The 17,558-nt window shown below is 62.9% G+C and carries 13 protein-coding genes and 1 pseudogene; 8 read left to right on the top strand and 6 right to left on the bottom strand.

Translation table 11 applies throughout. The features are described from left to right. Window positions 1-30 precede the first annotated feature (30 nt). The 3 genes from AC6H4Z_RS20310 (at window position 31) to AC6H4Z_RS20300 (ending at window position 4,861) form a co-directional block, all read left to right on the top strand. Window positions 31-2,346, top strand: coding sequence for a 3-hydroxyacyl-CoA dehydrogenase/enoyl-CoA hydratase family protein (locus tag AC6H4Z_RS20310; RefSeq protein ID WP_497543788.1), 2,316 nt, complete (start codon window positions 31-33; stop codon window positions 2,344-2,346). A 43-nt stretch (window positions 2,347-2,389) separates the two neighbouring features. Then, the gene (locus tag AC6H4Z_RS20305; protein WP_497543787.1) at window positions 2,390-3,559 is read left to right on the top strand and encodes a thiolase family protein; all 1,170 of its coding nucleotides are present in this window, start codon (window positions 2,390-2,392) and stop codon (window positions 3,557-3,559) included. 78 nt (window positions 3,560-3,637) lie between these two features. Further along, entirely contained in the window at window positions 3,638-4,861 is a 1,224-nt protein-coding gene (locus AC6H4Z_RS20300; protein WP_497543786.1) for an amidohydrolase family protein, read from the top strand. Window positions 4,862-4,947: 86 nt separating this feature from the next. Here AC6H4Z_RS20300 and AC6H4Z_RS20295 read toward each other — a convergent pair whose 3' ends face one another. Continuing rightward, window positions 4,948-6,063, bottom strand: coding sequence for an Lrp/AsnC family transcriptional regulator (locus AC6H4Z_RS20295; protein WP_497543785.1), 1,116 nt, complete (start codon window positions 6,061-6,063; stop codon window positions 4,948-4,950). Window positions 6,064-6,160: 97 nt separating this feature from the next. On the opposite strand from AC6H4Z_RS20295, the pseudogene AC6H4Z_RS20290 reads away from it, so the two are divergent. Next, a pseudogene (locus tag AC6H4Z_RS20290) lies at window positions 6,161-6,628 on the top strand (phosphatase PAP2 family protein); the annotation flags it as partial. Window positions 6,629-6,674: 46 nt separating this feature from the next. Here the strand turns inward: AC6H4Z_RS20290 and AC6H4Z_RS20285 are convergent. The 3 genes from AC6H4Z_RS20285 to AC6H4Z_RS20275 form a co-directional block, all read right to left on the bottom strand. Further along, window positions 6,675-7,547: a phosphatase PAP2 family protein gene (locus tag AC6H4Z_RS20285; RefSeq protein WP_497543784.1), complete on the bottom strand. Its 873-nt coding sequence runs from the start codon at window positions 7,545-7,547 to the stop codon at window positions 6,675-6,677. A 32-nt stretch (window positions 7,548-7,579) separates the two neighbouring features. Then, the gene (locus tag AC6H4Z_RS20280; RefSeq protein WP_497543783.1) at window positions 7,580-10,000 is read right to left on the bottom strand and encodes an ATP-binding protein; all 2,421 of its coding nucleotides are present in this window, start codon (window positions 9,998-10,000) and stop codon (window positions 7,580-7,582) included. Window positions 10,001-10,109: 109 nt separating this feature from the next. Then, entirely contained in the window at window positions 10,110-10,742 is a 633-nt protein-coding gene (locus AC6H4Z_RS20275) for a DNA-3-methyladenine glycosylase family protein (protein WP_497543782.1), read from the bottom strand. A gap of 91 nt (window positions 10,743-10,833) precedes the next feature. On the opposite strand from AC6H4Z_RS20275, the gene AC6H4Z_RS20270 reads away from it, so the two are divergent. The 3 genes from AC6H4Z_RS20270 to AC6H4Z_RS20260 all read left to right on the top strand — a co-directional run bounded on the left by AC6H4Z_RS20270 (window position 10,834) and on the right by AC6H4Z_RS20260 (window position 13,290). Beyond that, window positions 10,834-12,198, top strand: coding sequence for a hypothetical protein (locus tag AC6H4Z_RS20270; RefSeq protein ID WP_497543781.1), 1,365 nt, complete (start codon window positions 10,834-10,836; stop codon window positions 12,196-12,198). 61 nt (window positions 12,199-12,259) lie between these two features. Further along, entirely contained in the window at window positions 12,260-12,823 is a 564-nt protein-coding gene (locus tag AC6H4Z_RS20265; protein WP_497543780.1) for a DUF502 domain-containing protein, read from the top strand. A gap of 11 nt (window positions 12,824-12,834) precedes the next feature. Further along, entirely contained in the window at window positions 12,835-13,290 is a 456-nt protein-coding gene (locus AC6H4Z_RS20260) for an SET domain-containing protein (protein ID WP_497543779.1), read from the top strand. Between the two features lie 13 nt (window positions 13,291-13,303). On the opposite strand, the gene AC6H4Z_RS20255 is transcribed toward AC6H4Z_RS20260, so the two are convergent. Continuing rightward, complete coding sequence (locus tag AC6H4Z_RS20255; protein ID WP_497543778.1) at window positions 13,304-15,298, bottom strand: M1 family metallopeptidase; 1,995 nt, start codon at window positions 15,296-15,298, stop codon at window positions 13,304-13,306. Between the two features lie 124 nt (window positions 15,299-15,422). Next, on the bottom strand, window positions 15,423-15,875 hold the full coding sequence (locus AC6H4Z_RS20250; RefSeq protein WP_497543777.1) for a DUF411 domain-containing protein: 453 nt from the start codon (window positions 15,873-15,875) through the stop codon (window positions 15,423-15,425). Window positions 15,876-15,959: 84 nt separating this feature from the next. Between AC6H4Z_RS20250 and AC6H4Z_RS20245 the strand changes: the two genes are divergently transcribed. Further along, entirely contained in the window at window positions 15,960-17,558 is a 1,599-nt protein-coding gene (locus tag AC6H4Z_RS20245) for an O-antigen ligase family protein (RefSeq protein ID WP_497543776.1), read from the top strand.

The following is a 17,558-nucleotide window of genomic DNA, read 5'->3' as shown; positions in this document are numbered from 1 at the left end:
CACGCGCGAAAGGAGCAAGGGAAGAAGCCAATGCGAATTCGCAGACTGGGGGTGGTGGGCGCAGGGACGATGGGCGGCGGGATCGCGGCATTGGCGGCGTCGGCCGGAATTCCGGTCACGCTGCTCGACGTGCCCGCGCCGAGCGGAGATCGCAACGCGATCGTGCGCGGCGGCTTCGAGCGGTCGCGAAAGTCGAAGCCAGCCGCGTTCATGGACGCGTCGCGGGCGTCGTCGATCGAAATAGGAAATACCGAGGACGATCTCGCGAAGCTGGCCACGTGCGACCTCGTGATCGAAGCGATCATCGAACAGGTCGAACCGAAGCGTGCGCTGTACGAGCGACTCGAGAGGCTCCTGCCGGAGCACACGATCGTCGCGTCGAACACCTCGGGCATTCCTATGACGATGCTGCTCGAAGGCCGATCAGCAGGGTTTCGGTCGCGCTTCGTCGGGATGCACTTCTTCAATCCGCCGCGCTATCTGCATCTGCTCGAAATTATTCCAACGGCGGACACATCCAAGGAAACGATCGATACGGCGCGCCGGTTCAGCGACCGCATCCTGGGCAAGGGCATCGTCGTCGCGAAGGACGTTCCCGGGTTCGTCGCCAACAGACTCGGCGTCTACGGAATGGTGCTCGCCATTCGGATGATGGAAAAGCACGGTCTCACGATCGATGAAGCCGATGTGCTCACCGGCGTGCTCACCGGGCGATCGAAGTCGGCGACCTTCCGAACGGCTGACCTTTCCGGCATCGACATCATTGCCCACGTCACCAAGGGTCTCAGCGAGACCACTGGCGAAGATTTTTCGCTGTCGCCGTGGGTGCTCGACCTTGTGAAGAAGGGTCAGGTTGGCGAGAAGAGCGGCGCCGGTTTCTACAAACGCGTTGGAAAGGAAATCCACACGCTCGATTGGAAGACGGGCGAGTACCGGCCACAGGTGAAACCGGAGACGCCGGAACTCGCGCGACTCGCCAAGCTCACGCCCGCCGAACGTTTCACGTCGATCAAACAGTGGGCGGATCGCGAAGGCGACTTCGTCAAAGAATACTTACTGCGCTTCTCGCACTACGTTCTGACCACGACGCCGGCGATCGCCTACGATATTCCGGCGGTCGATCACGCCATCGAGTGGGGATACGCCTGGGAGGCCGGTCCTTTCAAGCAGATGGACATGCTGGGCGCCGACTTCCTCCGCCGAGGATTCGTCGAGCTTGGCCTCGACGAGCCGGCGCTGTTGCGCGAGGTGCGCGACGGCTTCTACTCGAGCGATGGAACGCAAGTACTGTCGCTGACCGGCGGCTATCAGGAAGTCCCGCACGAAGCTGGTGAGATTCGACTCGCTGACCTTCACACGCCAGCCAAGCGCACGCGACACGTACTCGAGCACAACGAGGATGCGTCGCTCGTCGATGTAGGCAATGGCGTTGCCGTGCTCGAGTTCCACAGCAAGATGAACACGCTCGGCGCAGGCGTCATCGAAATGACGAACCGCGCACTCGATCGCGTGGAGAGCGACGGCCTCACGGGACTCGTGATCGGCAACGACGATCCGCGCACCTTCACAGCGGGCGCCGATCTTTCGATGGTGCTCAAGCTGATTCAGGCGAACGACTGGAAGCAGCTCGAGAACGCAGTGCGAGTGTTTCAGGATACAGCGCAGCGCATTCGCTATTCACCTTTTCCGGTGGTTGCGGCGCCGTTCGGTTTGACGCTTGGCGGCGGCTGTGAATTTTCACTGCACGCCGACCGCGTGCAGGCGCACGCCGAGCTGTACATGGGGCTCGTCGAGGTTGGCGTCGGTTTGATTCCGGCGGGCGGCGGAACGACCGAACTGCTGTTCCGCTTTGCGAGCGAATTGACGCCGTACTCCGAGGCTGATCCGTTCGAGGCCGTTCGCCGTGCCTTCCAGCTCATCGCCATGGCGACGACGAGCACGAGCGCGCTCGAGGCAAAGCGGCTCGGCCTGCTTCGCGACGTCGATCGCATCACGATGAATCGAGATCGGCTGATTGCCGACGCGGTTGCTCGAGTAGTCGATCTCGCGTCCGACTACGCAGCGCCATTGCCGCGGACGATCACCGCGATGGGCAAGGATGCGCTCGGTAACCTCAAGTACGCAGTGTGGGCGATGCGTGAAGCGGGACAGATTACGACACATGAAGTTCGGATCGCTCACGAACTCGCGTACATCCTCACCGGCGGCGATGGACCGCCGCGACCGGTGACGGAGCGCGACATCCTCGATCTCGAACGCGAGGCGTTTCTGCGATTGTTGGGGACGAAGGAAACGCAGGAGCGAATGGCCTACACGCTCCGAACTGGAAAGCCGCTGCGAAACTAGACGCCGGACTCTCGGTGTTGGAAAGTGTGATGGAGGTTTTGACATGAAAGACGTGGTGATTGTTTCGGCCGTGCGAAGCGCGGTCGGCAAGGGCAAGAAGGACGGCGGTTTGGCGAACGTGCACGCCGTCGATCTATCGGCGCACCTCATGAAGACCGCGATCGAACGAGCGGGTATCGACCCGCTCACGATCGACGACGTGTTCTGGGGCTGTGCGATGCCGGAAGCGACGCAGGGTTTGAACGTTGCACGACTGTCATGGCTGCGCGCCGGACTTCCTGTCGACGTTCCGTCTGCGACGATCAACCGCTTCTGCGCGTCGGGCTTGCAGAGCGTTGCTCTTGCCGCGCAGGAAATCATGAGCGGGATGGCTGACGTCGCGCTTGCCGGCGGCGTCGAGATGATGAGCCAGGTCCCGATGTCGGGCTACCACACGCGACTCGATCCGGAAATCGTCGAGTCATATATCGGCATGGGCTTCACCGCCGAGCGGGTCGCGGCGCGATGGAAGGTGTCGCGTGAGGATCAGGATCGCTGGTCGTTCGGGAGTCAGCAGAAGGCCGCGGCTGCACTAAACAGCGGAACCTTCGATTCGCAGATCACACCGATTCCCGTCGAGCGCGTGTCGTGGAACGGCAAGGACAAGCACGTGGCATCGTCCGAGTTCGGGCGCGACGAGCTTCCGCGTACAGACACGAGCATGGAGGGCCTCGCAAAACTTCGACCTGCGTTCAAGGCGAATGGCACCGTGACCGCGGGCAATTCGAGTCCGTACTCCGACGGCGCGGCAGCGGTGCTGTTGATGACGGCCGATCGCGCGAAGGAGCTTGGCCTCAAGCCGCTTGCTCGCTTCATCACGTTCGCGACCGCGGGCGTCGATCCAGATGTCATGGGCGTCGGTCCAATCAAGGCGGTTCCGAAAGCGCTCAAGCGCGCCGGGCTGACCGTCAACGACCTCGATCTGATCGAGTTCAATGAAGCATTCGCGGCGCAGGTCGTAGCCGTGGTCCGCGAACTTGGTTTCGATGAGGAAAAGGTGAACGTCAACGGCGGCGCGATTGCCCTCGGGCATCCGTTGGGCGCAACCGGCGCCAAGCTCACGACACAGCTCATCCACGAACTGGGAAAACGGGGCGGTGGAACGGGCCTCGTCACGATGTGCATCGGCGGCGGCATGGGCGCCGCGGGACTGTTCGAGGTGTACGCCGCGTAATCGGCACCGAGCACGACCGCATTGCATCTGCGACGGGCGAGACGTATTGTCTCGCCCGTCGCCATTCCCGGATCGCCCATGCGCTCGTTGCTGTTCCTCGCCGTCGCCGCGGCGTCATCTCTGGCTCACGCTCAGACCATGACCACGCAGTCCAAGCCGATCGTCATTCACGCCGATCGAGTTCTCGACGGCCGCGGTAACGTGCTTCCTGGCGGTTCCGTCGTCGTGACCGGCGACAAGATCACGAGCGTGTCGAAGACCGCGTCAGGCGTCGCGACGTACGACCTGAAGGGCTACACGCTCCTGCCCGGTCTCATCGACGCGCACTCACACCTGACGTGGTATTTCAACCGTCAGGGTCGGTATCACACGAATGGCGACGGCGACACGCCGATCCAATCGATGCTGTCGACGACGGCGAACGCGTACGCCACGCTCATGGCCGGCTTCACGACGATCCAGAGCCCTGGTTCGCCCGAGGACAAAGATCTGCGCGACTGGATTGCCGTTGGCCAGATTCCCGGCCCGCGTGTGATCACGTCGCTTACGGCGCTGAGCCAGACGCGCCTCACACCCGACTCGCTTCGTGCCCTCGTGCGTCGTCGCAAGGCTGAGGGCGCGGACGTCATCAAGATCTTCGCATCGGCGAGCATTCGCGATGGCGGCGCACAGACGATGACCGACGAACAGCTCTCGGCGATCTGCAGCGAAGCGAAAGCGCAGGGACTTCGCACGATGGTCCACGCGCACAGCGCGGCGAGCATCAAGGCATCCGTGAACGCAGGGTGCAATCAAATCGAACACGGCGTGTTCGCGGACGACGAGTCGCTCAAGTTGATGGCTGATCGCGGCGTGTACTTCGATCCGCAGATCTGTCTCGTCTTCCGAAACTATCTCGACAACCGGGCGAAGTACGACGGGATCGGCAACTACAACGCCGAAGGTTTTGCCGCGATGGAGAAAGCCATTCCGATCGCCACGGAAATGTTCAAGCGCGCACTGAAGACACCGAAACTCAAAGTCATCTTTGGCACGGATGCCGTCGCCGGCGCGCATGGTCGCAACGCCGAGGAGCTGGTGTGTCGTGTTCAGGACGGCGGTCAGTCGCCGATCGACGCCATCACATCGGCAACGTCACTCGGCGCGGAGGCGCTTCACATGAGCGATCAGTTCGGATCGATCGCCCCGGGATTGCAGGCGGATCTCATCGCCGTTCAGGGCGACCCGACGAAGGACATCACCGCGCTGCGTCGAGTGATGTTCGTGATGAAGGGTGGTCGGGTGTACCGTAACGAAAAATAGGTCTCTGGTCACTGGTCACTGGTTTCCCCTGAGACCTCAGACCCGAGACCTGTGACCTCTCCCGCCGACCTCCTCAGCAATCGCGATTAACCGCGAGCCTCTATCGCCGCGCGCCACTCCCGGTAGGCTCTCGGCGATATCTCTGACGGTTTGATCTCGCTGCGACCGCCCCAGAACACGTTCGTGTACGACACCGGCATGCCGATCGATTCTAGATGCGCGTCGATCGCAGCCTTGTGCGCGAGCACGGTGGCTTTGTCCGTTCCGTGCGCAACTGCCATGATGTTCACGTTCGCGAACTCCTCTCCACCTTCGCGCCAGTACGCGTGCGTCAGGATGTGGTGCCGTCCAATTTCTCGTCCCGCTTCGATCTCGCGGCCGGGCGGAACGCGCCAGTGAAACAGCGCGTTGTATCGCGTGACGCGCGTTCCCGCGGTCGACGGTTTCACGTGCTCGAGGAAAGTCGAAAAGCGTCCGATCACACCGCGCTCGTTGAGCGATCGGGCGACGCGTGTGAACTCATCGACGGATAGTCCGGCCTCCGCAGCGCGTCCGTCCCAAGGATTGTCCCCAATCTCGTCGACAGCGAACTCGCGCTTCAGCGGCTCGAGTACGCGCCAATCGAGCTCGCTCAATTCGACGATGTTCGTGTCGAGCACCTGGCCGAGTTCCTCGGTCTTGCTGCCAGGCTCCATTCCGCGACGACGCATGTGCCCTACGCCGAGCGCGAAGAGTCGCTTTGCGGGCATGATGCGATAGGCGTCAGCGCCAATGCGCGTCTTGAGCAGATCGCAATGCTCGGTCATCGAGAAGCCCTGCGGCACCTTCAATGTCGTCCACAGTCGATACGCCGAGCCCGGCGTCTCGGCGTCCGTCGAGCGGATGACGACGTGACCGGAGAACGGATCATCCTTCCAGAGAAACTCGAAGGCGGCCTCGAGTTTGTCGTTGTCGATGCGCCACGCGACGAGCGCACCGGGCGCGAGATTCGTCGCCATCAGCGTCTGACGGATGCGACGGATCGTGCCGGACGCGAGCATTGCTCTCAGTCGCTCGTGCACGGTCGCAACGTCGAGCTCGGCGAGACGCGCGATTTCAGCAAACGGATCGAGCAGAAAACCAGCGATACGATCTTCCGACACGGCGAGGATTCGCGCGTTCGTCGGGTCGGTGATTTCGGTCGGAGTCGAAGTGTCGAGCATGATGCGATTAGGGGAAGACGTCCATCGAATTGTAGCGCCGTGTTCAGGCTGACGCCGACTCGATTCGGCTGGCGCAGCACGTGCTCTTTCAGGCCGCGTGAATCGCGTATCGATCGATGGCCCGGCGACGGTTGACCGCTACTTTCGAGCGGCGGCGCAACGAAGAGGGCCCCGGATTGCGGCTACAGCTCTGTCGCCACTCTTTCCGCTCGGGCTGCCCGGTACCTACATCACCGTCGCGTACGCGACGGCGCATTGGCTCAGGCGACGGGGGCGGCGCGGTGGCCCCGCGATTGTCACGGCGGCGTGGTGCGGTTGGCTAGCCCACCGAGGGGCGAAGCTCATTTTCGTCCGGCGGCGGCCGTACGGTAACGGTCGCCCGCGCTTCGACAGCTTTCCGAGCGGCCACACCACCGGCGCGACCGCGCTCGCGCTCACGACGGCGTACGTGCTCCGTCGCGAGCGACTGATCTCCAAGCGTCGCGCCGTCGCCCTTGGCGTCGGAGTGCCTGCGCTCATGGGTGCGTATCGCGTAATTGCCGACGATCACTGGGCGACGGACGTCTTCGCCGGATGGCTGCTCGGCTCCGCTGTTGCCTTCGCGTCGTGCCTCACCTTGGGAAAGAAAAGGCGAGCGCCACGCCGCCGTTCCCGTCGGGAACCACTGAAGTACGTAGTATCACGCGATCGATCAGGTTCCCGGGATGTCCGTGCGCATACTGCACGACCTTTCGACCGCTGAACGTTCCGATCGCTGCGCCGATCAAGACATCGCTGCCCCAATGCCGGTTGTGATACATCCGTGAAAGTCCCACGGACGTCGCACCAGCGTACATCAGCGGTCCCACGACCCACACAGATCTCGGCCACCATCTGCTCGTCTCGTTCGTGACGGCCGCTGCGGCCGCGAACGCCGTAGACGAATGTCCTGAAGGGAACGATGTCCAGTCGCCCGAGCTGAATCCCTTTCCGAAGCGAAAGTCGTCGGCGTCCTTTCCGTTGGAGAGGAAGGGCCTGCCTCGGCCCACGAAGCCTTTGAGGACGTACGTAACCCCCTGAGCGAACAGCACTGCCTCGGTGCCGTGCCATCCGAGATCTGCAACACGATCGAACTTTCCGATCTTGCCGACGGCGTAGAGCGTTCCGCCGATGATGTACGCTCCTGGGCTCGCGATGGCCTCGACGCCGGTGGAGGCGCGCTTGAAAAAGTGATTCGCCTGCGTGGACGAATCCTGCAGTCGCTGCGCGATGTGGCGATCGAGCGGGATCATGATGAAGGTCGCGCCGACGAATGCGCCAGCGAGAAGCGCATCCTTCTCGGTGAAGAACGGCGCCTGGCTCTGCGCGTGCGTCGTGTCCCGCGCATCAGTGACCGGGGTCTGTGCGCCCAGTCGTGCGGCTTGGCTTAAGGCGAGTGCGAACGCGACTAGCGTTCGGGAAAAGCGACGTGCTCGCGACTCGTTCGCCGCGTCGTGCTGGTACATGACGAGCTCCGCAATGGGCTTATCATGGTCAGCTACGCAGGAACCGGGCTGGAACTCGGTGAGGGAAGCCACAACGTGAAGGTCGATCCCTCGCCGACGGTGCTTTCGACGCTGATCTCGCCGCCCATCAGCTGCGCGAGCGCCCGGCTAATCGTGAGTCCGAGCCCCGTTCCGCCCTGCATTCGCGTGTACCCGCCTTCGACCTGCACGAACGGATCGAAAATTCGCTGCAAGTCGTCGCTGGCTATGCCAACGCCGGTGTCCTCCACCGTGATGCACGCCCATTCTTCGGCCGAGTGCGATCCAGCGCGCGCCGAAGTCGAGCAGCGCAGAACCACCCGGCCGCCGGGGGGCGTGAACTTCACGGCGTTGGACAGCAGGTTCGTGAGGATTTGCTGAACACGCTGGGGATCGCCCACATATTCCAGAGTCGGTGCGCCGTCGATCCGTGTGGCGAGTTCCACGCCCTTCGACGCCGCCTGCGGACGAACGAGCGCGAGCGACACCTCGATGGCTTCGCCAGCGCGTGCGTTCGTCGGGTCCACGCTCATGCGCCCAGCTTCGATCTTTGCGAGATCCAGAATCTCGTTGACGAGCGACGTCAGATGCTCGCCGCTCGCGCGAATCCGGCTGAGCTGCTTGGCCTGCGATACGCTGACTGGCCCAGAGATTCCCATCTCGAGCAATTCGGCGTAGCCCATCATCGCATTGATCGGCGTACGGATTTCGTGGCTCATCTTGGCCAGGAAATCCGACTTCGCGCTGCTGGCGGCTTCGGCTTCGAGTCGCAGCGCAAGCGAGCGACGGTAAATCAGCGCATTGTCGATCGCGACTGCCGTGCGATGTGCGAGCTCCATGGCGAGATCGGAATCATCGCTCGTGAACACTCGGCCGGAATCCGTCATCGTGAACGACATTGCTCCGAACGCGCGACCACGCGCCACGAGCGGAACGCACAGGAACGACGTGGGGCCAACGTCGTCGAACAGCCGCATCGTTACCGGATCCGTCAACGTGCTCAGGATCGATGTTCGATCGAGAACCGGTTTCATGACCGCGGCTTGCGTTCGGATGGCACTCGGCACTTCGCCAGGACCATCCAGCTGGTACTGGAAGCGAGTCACCAAGTCGCGGACAGCTTCCTGTTTCGCGGCGTCGTAGTGCACCGTTTCGATCCGGCGTAGCGAACCGTCGTCGTCGGCGATGTGGACCGTGCAGTAGTCCGCGAGGCGCGGAACGCAGTAGCGCGCGAGTTCCGCGAGCAGAATCTGATCGGAGAGCGATCCCGCGAGAATGCGGCTCGCTTCGGCGAGGAAAAGCTGAGTGGAGACCGACTTTGTCAGCTGTTGCACCGCGTCGGTCGACGACTCAGACGACTCCTGCACGCGCTCAGCCATGCGATTGAACGCCGCGCCGAGTCGTCCTATCTCGTCGGTGCCGCGAGTGGTGACGCGTTCGGAGTAGTCTCCGCGCGCGAGCGCTTCTGCCGCGCCCGTGAGTTCCACGAGGGGCCGCGCGAGCTGTCGTCCGATGATCCACGCGATTACGGCGCCCAGCATCGCGAGGAGAATGGCAATCGTACCCAACGCGCGAATCGTCGCGCGTGGTCGCTCGAGGATTGCACTCATCGGCTGCTCGATCGTCACCGCGAGCGGTGTTCCAGGAACCGACGCCGTCGATGCAAGCACGAGCCCGGCGTCGCCGTGCGTCAGCAGTTGCAAACCGTTCGCGAACGGCCGGCTGGCCGCCGGCCCAGCAGCAGCTTCTCCGGTGATGCGAAACCAACCGTCGCCATTGGCGTTGCGGAGAAAGAAGCCGATCTCCGACCCAATGAGATCGCGCATCGCTTGGACGGCGCGCGAGTTGGTGCCGATTCGCCGCAGTTGCGCGACGTAGCCGAGGATTTCGTTGCCCTGACGAACGGGAACGGCCGCCCAGAGCGACGCGTGGCCGCCGGCGACGAACATCTGCCCGACGTACGCTGTGTCCGAGATTCGCGTATGCGCGCGGACCTCGTCCTGGAAGCGCTGGAGATCCGTTGGCGTGTCGAGCCTGACGGCGCCGATTGGCCGGCCGTCTGGCGTCCACAACTCTGGAGGCGTGAGACTGTCCGTCCGGCCAATGAGCACCGACAATGCTCGGCTCGCTTCTGCACTCGGTGGACGATCGGGTGTGCGCAGCGCCTTGGCGACGAACGTGTCCATCGCCACACGCCGCATTTGAATCAGGCGTGTGGTGAGCGGGTCGGCGGCCATCGATGACAGCACGCGCGAAAGACTGGTCAAGCGTTCGCCCGCGGACAGCTGCGCGGCGCGCCGGACTTCGTAGTACGAAATCCCGAGGGAGAGCACGAGCACCAGCGACAGCACGCCGAAAATCAGCAGCGGTAATTTCCGCTCGAGAGGCAGCGAACGCGGCGCTACAGGCGGCGAATCGATGGTTGACGCAGTCACGGCAAAGGGAGGAGTCCGTACCCGTTCAAGTGACGACTCATGTTCCGGTGCGTATCGCGGAATTTGCGATGAAACAGCCTCAGCCGCACTGGCGTCGAGCGACTGTGCGCTACTCCGCTCCGAGCTGTCCATCACCGTTTTCCAACGATCGCCACAGGTACCACGAAGCGATAGAGGAATGCGGACTCCACTTCGCGCCGATCTTCGTGATGTCCTTCGGTGTCGGGCGTTTCCGCTTGCGATACGCGCGCTTCACCGCGTTTTGAATTCCTAAATCCAATTCTGGCAGTACGTCGGGGCGGCCGAGCCGGAACATGAGGAACATCTGGGCGGTCCAGCGGCCAATGCCTTTGACCTGCACGAGGTGCTCGATCAAATCGTCGTCGGCCATCGAGTCGACCGAATCGAGTGGAAGCGTTCCGTCTTCAACCTTCGATGACAGATCTCGTAAGTACCCGATCTTTTGCCGCGACAGACCAACCGCGCGAAGTTCCTCGTCGCTCTTCGCCAGCACCGCGGCTGGTAGAGGAGAGTCACCGGGGAATAGTGCGTTGAAGCGGCCAAGAATGGTGCCCGCGGCTTTCCCAGACAGTTGCTGGAAGACGATCGCCCGCGTGAGCGCTTGGAAGTGCGTTCCCTCGCCGCGTGTCTGGATTCGGCAGGGACCCACTGCTTCGATGACCCGGGCAAGCACCGGGTCGACGCGTTTGAGATGCCGAATGGCAGGACCGTGATTGGCCATGGCGGGGAATCTACGCGAAAGTACAGCCGTTGGCGTCGCTATTTGTCATTCACGGAACCGCCGAACGCCCCGGCGGATACGCATCCGTAACATGCATCACAAAGCCGCCTCCCGCTTCCCGTCGCTTGTGGTCAAAACGCGACTCGCCGTCGTCGTTGCAGCCGCCCTGTTCTTCCTGCAGCGTCCGCTTGCCGCGCAGCACGACATGTCGCAGATGGCCAACGGATCGATGCTCGTGGCACCGCTGGGCATTCCGCTTTCACGCTTCGGCTCCGGCACTTCTTGGGTTCCCGTCGCGTCGCCGATGTTCGCACTGCATAGCAACCCCGGTGCGTGGACGCTGATGCTGCACGGCAGCGCCTTTGGCCAGTACGACGATCAGGGCTCCTTTCGCGGAGATCGACAGGTAGGACTCATCGATTGGGAGATGCTCATGGCGCTCCGGCCAATCGCCGGCGGGCTGTTTCGCGTCAACGCCATGACGAGCCTTCAACCGTTCGTTGTCGACGGGCAGGGCTACCCAGAGCTTCTTCAGACCGGAGGCTCGTTCGAGGGCGCGCGGTTGGTAAATCGCCAACATCCGCACGACCTGATCACCGAGTTGGCCGCGGCATTCGATCGGCCGATTACGAGTACCATCGCCGCGTCGCTCTACGTTGCTGCCGCCGGAGAACCGGCGCTCGGACCGGTGGCATACATGCATCGGCCGTCGGCGGAGAATGATCCCTTTGCGCCGATCGGGCATCACTGGCAGGACGCCACACACCAGAGCGACGGCGTAATGACCGTTGGACTTTACACCTCTCGTATCAAGCTCGAAGGGTCGGCCTTCAATGCGCGCGAGCCCGACGACTATCGCTTCAACATCGACTACAACGGCGCAAAGCTCGACTCGTATTCAGCGCGCATCACGGCCGCGCCAAGCGAGAACGTCGCGCTTTCAGCGTGGGGCGGATACGTCTTTGCGCACGATCGCCTCGATGACCCAACGGGGATGCAACGCTGGGGCGCGTCCGCGCTCACCGTTACCGACCGCGGCGACGGGAACGTGTGGTCGAACGGCGTGATCTGGGGCATCAACATCCACCACCATTCGGCGCGCCTTCATACCCACGAACCAGGCGCCAAGATGTACACCGCGTCGGCGGCCGCGCTCGTCGAAAGTTCGCTCGACCTGAGTCCGCGCACGACGATCTACGGCCGAGTGGAGCAGGTGCAAAAGAGTGCTGACGATCTTGGCTTTCTCGGCGGCGAACCGATGCAGCTATTCACCGTGCGCGCGCTGTCGCTCGGCGCAACGCGCGATGTTCGGCTCGTCCGTGGCGCCTCGATCGGACTCGGCGTGCGCGGCACGTTGAACCTCGTCCCTGAGACGCTGCATCAGATCTACCGAACACGCACGCCAGCCGGACTCGCGGCGTATCTCCGCGTGCGGCCGGCGCGAATGCGTCCGTAGCGCTCGTCGCGGAGCGGGCTGACTTACAGCGTGGGGCGCGCGGTCTTACGTTTCATCCGCAATGGCCCGGCTCTTCAACTTCTTTCTACGCGGACTCGTCGTCGTCGTTCCGCTCGCGCTGACGCTCTACGTCTGCGTCATGATCTTCACGACGATCGACAGCTGGCTCGGGCTCCCGATCCGCGGCGTCGGTTTTCTGCTGGCCATCGTGCTCATCACGTTCGTCGGCGCGCTCGCGTCGACCCTCGTGACGCGAAGCCTGCTCGGCGCACTCGATCGAATTTTCGAGCGTTTGCCCTTCGTTCGACTGCTCTATTCGTCGGCGAAGGACATGCTCAATGCGTTCGTCGGTGAAAAGCGCAGATTCGACAAGCCCGTGCTCGTGGCGCTGTCGGAGGATCATGCCGTTCGCGTGCTCGCGTTCCTCACGTCGGACTCGCTTGCGTCGCTCGGTGTCGCGAACTCGGTGACCGTATACATGCCCCAGTCATACGGATTCGCGGGGCACATTCTGGTCGTTCCCGCCGATCGCGTTCAGCGAATCGATGCGGACGCGGCGGCGGTGATGGCGTTCATCATTTCCGGCGGCGTGACGCAGGTGGAGCAGCGCTCCACGCCGATCTAGAGGGACGAGGCGTGTCGGAGTCTGATCGTCCGTTCGAGATCCGTGCGTCGCCCATCCAGGGGTTTGGCGCATTCGCTACGCGGCACATTCCCGCTGGAACTCGACTCATCGAGTACGCGGGAGCGCGACTCACGCCGGCGGAGGCCGAAGCTCAATATCCGGATGTCGAGGGCGAGCGGCACCACACGTATCTGTTTGCGATCGACGACGACATCGTGATCGATGCCGCCGTCGACGGCAATGACGCGCGCTTCATCAACCACTCATGCGATCCGAACTGCGACGCGGTGGTGGAAGACGGCCGGATCTGGATCGATGCGATTCGCGACATTGAACCGGGCGAGGAGCTCGCGTACGACTACGCGTACATCCTCGAAGAGCGACATACACCTGCCGCGAAGCGCCGCTTTCCCTGTCACTGCGGCGCTTCGCGCTGTCGCGGAACCATCCTAGCGAAAAAACGCTAGAACGGCCGACCCGCTATGGTTTGGCCGGCGAAGGTGCTTCTCTCGGCCACACATTGTTCGCGCGATCCTGATCGGGAACTCGTTTGTCCGGATCGACCTCGATCTTCGCGACCTTCTTTCCAGCGAAGGCGTATCGGCGAATGTAGAACGTGGTGTTCGTGCTCCACACTTCGGCTGGGTAGTCGAAATCCTGCTTCGATCCGTCGGTGAAGGTGAAGCGCGCGTGGATCGGCATCACGCCACGTGCGTGGTTGGTGTACAGCACCGCGACAGAATCGACGTCGCCCACCTGCTTCTGCACGAGACTGTCGATCGCCTGATCGAAGTGCGGGTTCTCGAGGAACCACTGTCGGAAGAACCAGTCGAGTCGCTTGCCCGAGACGTCTTCGATGGTCTTGAAGAAGTCCGCTGGCGCGGGATGTCTGAATGCCCATCGCCGCGTGTACTCGCGGAACGCGTCGTCGAAGGCCGGTGGTCCGAGGACTTCGTCGCGCAAAAGCGCCAGCCCGACCGCGGTTTTCACGTAGGCGTTTTCGCCGAGCAGGCCGGGGTTGATGCGATCCGGGTTGATCTCGAGTGGCTCGTCGACGTTGTGCTGCATGTACTGCACGACCTGCTCGCGGTCGTTGCGAACGCGTTCGACGTACGAGCCCTTTTCGGGATACCGGCGTGCTTCCGAGAAGTAGTTGATGAAGGTGTTGAACCCTTCGTCCTGCCACATGTGAATTCTCTCATTGGACCCAACGATCATCGGGTACCACATGTGGCCGATCTCGTGCGTCACGACGTTGTACAGCTCGTACTTGTCGGCGCTCTTCGTTTCCATCGCGACCATGGGATACTCCATGCCGCTGATGGGACCTTCGACCGCGCTGATCTGCGGGTACGGATACGTGAACCAGCGCTCCGAGTATTCCTGAATCGACATGCGCGACATGTCTGCCGCTTCCTTCCACGTGTCGATCGCGCTCGGCCGGTAGTAGGCGAAGGCCATGTGCCCCTTCCAGCTCGATGCGTCCCACATGTAGTCGGGCGAGGCGGCCCACACGGCGTCGCGCACGTTCTGCGCTTTGAAGCGCCAGGTGAGCATGCCCGACTTCTTCGGCCGCGCGGCACCGCTCTTCAGCTCATCGGCGGTGATGATGTTCACGGTTGCTTCGGACTTGGCGGCCTGCGCCAGTCGCGAGATCTGCGTCGGCGTGAGGACTTCGGCCGCGTTCTGCAACGTCCCTGTGGCCGCGACGATGTACCCAACCGGTACCGTGACCGAGAGGTTGAAGTCGCCGTACTCGAGATAGAACTCGCCTTGTCCGAGATAGGGCTCGGTGTTCCATCCGCGCAGATCGTCATAGACGCACACACGCGGATACCACTGTGCGAGCTCGAACAACGCACCGTCGCGCCCCATGCGGTCGGCGCCGTGCTCGGGAATGTTGAAGTGCCACGCGACGTCGAACGTCGCAGTCTGCCCGGGCGCGAGCGGCGCCACGAGATCGACCTTCATGACCGTTCCGTCGACGCGCGTCTTGGAGGCGGTCTTTCCCGTTGCCGTCACCTGATTGAAACGGTCCAACATGTCGCCGCCTTCGAAGTTGCGCGCGCCAAAGCGCGAGTCGGGCGGAAAGACGTACGAGTTGAGCGAGTTGTTCTTAAAGGCGTTCTGTTCGACCTGGAACCAGATGAACCGCAATGTGTCCGGCGAGTTGTTCGTGTAGCGGAGCGTCATCTCACCTTGAAGCGACTTCTTCGCGGTGTCGAGCGTACCGTGGAGGTCGTATTCCGCGCGCTGCTGCCAGTAGCGCGGGCCGGGCATCCCTGAGCCGCTTCGGAACATGTTTCCGGTCGGCAAGTTGAGCGGCGCAAAGATCGACGTGTCGCCCACGCCGGTCGGGTCAAAGACGGGAGCCGCCGGCGATGGCCGCGGGGCGCCAGGCGCCTGGGCAGCCAGCGGCGTTCCGAACGCCGCAATGAACAGCGCCAACGGTAGAAAACGCGAGGTCTTGAGCATGTTGCCGTACGGGCTAGAGAAGGAACGCAGACAGCCGAGGCGGCTCGGCAGAAATCAAGCAGCCTCGGTCATGCGAGCAAGAAGGACGCCCGCTAATGATTTGTAAGCGGTCGGGCTAGCGGAGTTAACGCTTTTCGTAAACTCGGCTTTTGCCGTCGCGATCGAACGCGATGATGTCGAAGTGATCGACGCGATCGCCTTCCATTCCCGGCGATCCCATGGGCATTCCTGGCGCGGCGATGCCGATTGATGCCGGCTTTTCGGCTAGGAATTTCTTAATGGTGCTCGCCGGCACGTGTCCTTCGATCACGTACTTGTCGACGACTGCCGTGTGACACGATTGCAGCTTTTCCGGCACGTTCATCGTCCGCTTGATCTCGTCCATGTTGCCCATGTCATGGACGGTGACGACGAAGCCGTTTGCGCTGAGATGCTTCACCCACTTTGCGCAGCATTGGCAGGTCGCGTCTTTGTAGACGGTAATGACCGACGGCGGCGCGGCAGCCGCGCGCTTCGCGACCAACATGGTCGCCATGCCGGCGAGGGACGAGCGGATCCAATCACGACGAGTCAGCATGCGTCGGGGGTAGGGTGACGATTCAAGATAATGGGTGGAGGGAGCGCACGCCGCACGCCGCACGCCTCACGTAGATTCATCCCGATGCACGCCTCCGCCCCCCGCGACCGCGTCGCGCTCTACCTCGTAGCCCTCGGCGCCGTCGTCGTCGTGTTGGCCGCCGCGCCGTACAAGGCGTTCGAGCTCGATCGCTACTTCGTCCCCAAAGAGCTCGTGCTGCACATTTGCGCGACGCTCGGGGCGCTGCTGTGCATCAGTAGCCGGCGCCGAGTCTCGCTCACCGGCGTTGACCTCCTGCTGGCGGCCTTTCTCGTTACCAGCCTGCTCTCGGCGGCGTTCTCCACGAACCGATGGCTCGCCGAACGTGCGCTGGCCATTTCACTATCAGGCGTTGCGCTGTTTTGGGTCGCGGGCACTCTCCGACGCGCCGGGCATGGGCGAACCCTGCTCGTTGCGCTCGCGGTCGGCGTCGTGATCGGGTCGTGCACGTCGCTTGCGCAGACGTACGGCGTGCAGACCGAGTATTTCAGCCTGAACCGCTCGCCGGGTGGAACCTTCGGCAATCGAAATTTCGTGGCGCACCTTGCCGCGATTGGCCTTCCAGTGATCCTGCTCGTGACGCTCACGGCCCGGAACCTGGTTGGCGCCGTGTTCGGCGCGGCCGGAACCGGTGTGATCGCGGCCGTGCTCGTGCTCTCGCGGAGTCGAGCTGGCTGGCTCGCGGTAATTGCATCTGCCACCGTTGCCGGACTCCTCGCCGTCCTGATGCGCGATCGTTGGACTGACGGTCGCACCATGCGCCGGTTGGTGATGGTCGGCGCGGCGGCGATCGCTGGCGTCGTCGCCGCCGTGGCGCTCCCGAATCATCTCGAGTGGAAGAGCGACTCTCCGTATCTCGATTCAGCGGCCGGATTAGTAAATTATAAAGAAGGAAGCGGAAAGGGGCGGCTCGTTCAGTACACGAATTCCCTCCGCATGCTGCGTTCGAATCCGCTGCTTGGTGTTGGTCCCGGGAACTGGCCCGTTGCGTATCCCAAGTTCGCGTCGAAGAACGATCCGTCGCTCTCCCAGGAAGACGGAATGACGTCGAATCCGTGGCCGAGTAGTGATTGGGTCGCGTTCATGTCGGAGCGGGGAATCGTCGGCTTTGCACTGCTTCTTCTCGCGATGTTTGGACTGTTCGTACGGGCCGTCCGCGATTTGAGTGGCCAACAGTCGCGCGATCCGGAGCGCGTCCTCACGGCAATCGCACTGGTTGGAACGCTCGCGGCCACCGCGGTCGTTGGCGCATTCGATGCCGTTCTTCTCCTCGCCGCGCCGGCATTCATCGTCTGGACGCTTGCCGGCGTGCTCGTTCCGCCCGGCAAGAGCAAGCTCACGCTGTCGACCGGCGTTCGGGGAGTCGGAATGGGACTCACGATCGTCTGCGGCGTGATCATCATCGCACGCAGCACGACCCAGTTGATCGCGATGGGCGTATACAGCGCGAACACTCGCATCAGCGCACTCGAAACCGCGGTGACGCTCGATCCCGGTAGCTACCGACTCCGTATGCGTCTCGCCGAGGCGCATCTGTCGCGCGGCGACTGCACGCGTGCGCGTCCGCAGGCGCGTGCGGCCCGAGATCTATTCCCAACCGCAGCGGCGCCAAAGCGAGTCATCGCGAATTGCGGAGGACGATAG

Source organism: Leucogemmata humicola (genome assembly GCF_055379415.1).
The sequence above is the reverse complement of the archived record's forward strand: the minus strand, read 5'-3'. Positions and strand labels throughout refer to the sequence as shown.

What these genes read in the sequence shown, in the direction of transcription:
- AC6H4Z_RS20295 (WP_497543785.1), bottom strand. Translation starts at nt 6,063, where the DNA reads ATGCTCGACACTTCGACTCCGACCGAAATCACCGACCCGACGAACGCG.
- AC6H4Z_RS20270 (WP_497543781.1), top strand. Translation starts at nt 10,834, where the DNA reads ATGCATCACAAAGCCGCCTCCCGCTTCCCGTCGCTTGTGGTCAAAACG.
- AC6H4Z_RS20285 (WP_497543784.1), bottom strand. Translation starts at nt 7,547, where the DNA reads ATGTACCAGCACGACGCGGCGAACGAGTCGCGAGCACGTCGCTTTTCC.
- AC6H4Z_RS20245 (WP_497543776.1), top strand. Translation starts at nt 15,960, where the DNA reads ATGCACGCCTCCGCCCCCCGCGACCGCGTCGCGCTCTACCTCGTAGCC.
- AC6H4Z_RS20265 (WP_497543780.1), top strand. Translation starts at nt 12,260, where the DNA reads ATGGCCCGGCTCTTCAACTTCTTTCTACGCGGACTCGTCGTCGTCGTT.
- AC6H4Z_RS20275 (WP_497543782.1), bottom strand. Translation starts at nt 10,742, where the DNA reads ATGGCCAATCACGGTCCTGCCATTCGGCATCTCAAACGCGTCGACCCG.
- AC6H4Z_RS20305 (WP_497543787.1), top strand. Translation starts at nt 2,390, where the DNA reads ATGAAAGACGTGGTGATTGTTTCGGCCGTGCGAAGCGCGGTCGGCAAG.
- AC6H4Z_RS20310 (WP_497543788.1), top strand. Translation starts at nt 31, where the DNA reads ATGCGAATTCGCAGACTGGGGGTGGTGGGCGCAGGGACGATGGGCGGC.
- AC6H4Z_RS20300 (WP_497543786.1), top strand. Translation starts at nt 3,638, where the DNA reads ATGCGCTCGTTGCTGTTCCTCGCCGTCGCCGCGGCGTCATCTCTGGCT.
- AC6H4Z_RS20250 (WP_497543777.1), bottom strand. Translation starts at nt 15,875, where the DNA reads ATGCTGACTCGTCGTGATTGGATCCGCTCGTCCCTCGCCGGCATGGCG.
- AC6H4Z_RS20255 (WP_497543778.1), bottom strand. Translation starts at nt 15,298, where the DNA reads ATGCTCAAGACCTCGCGTTTTCTACCGTTGGCGCTGTTCATTGCGGCG.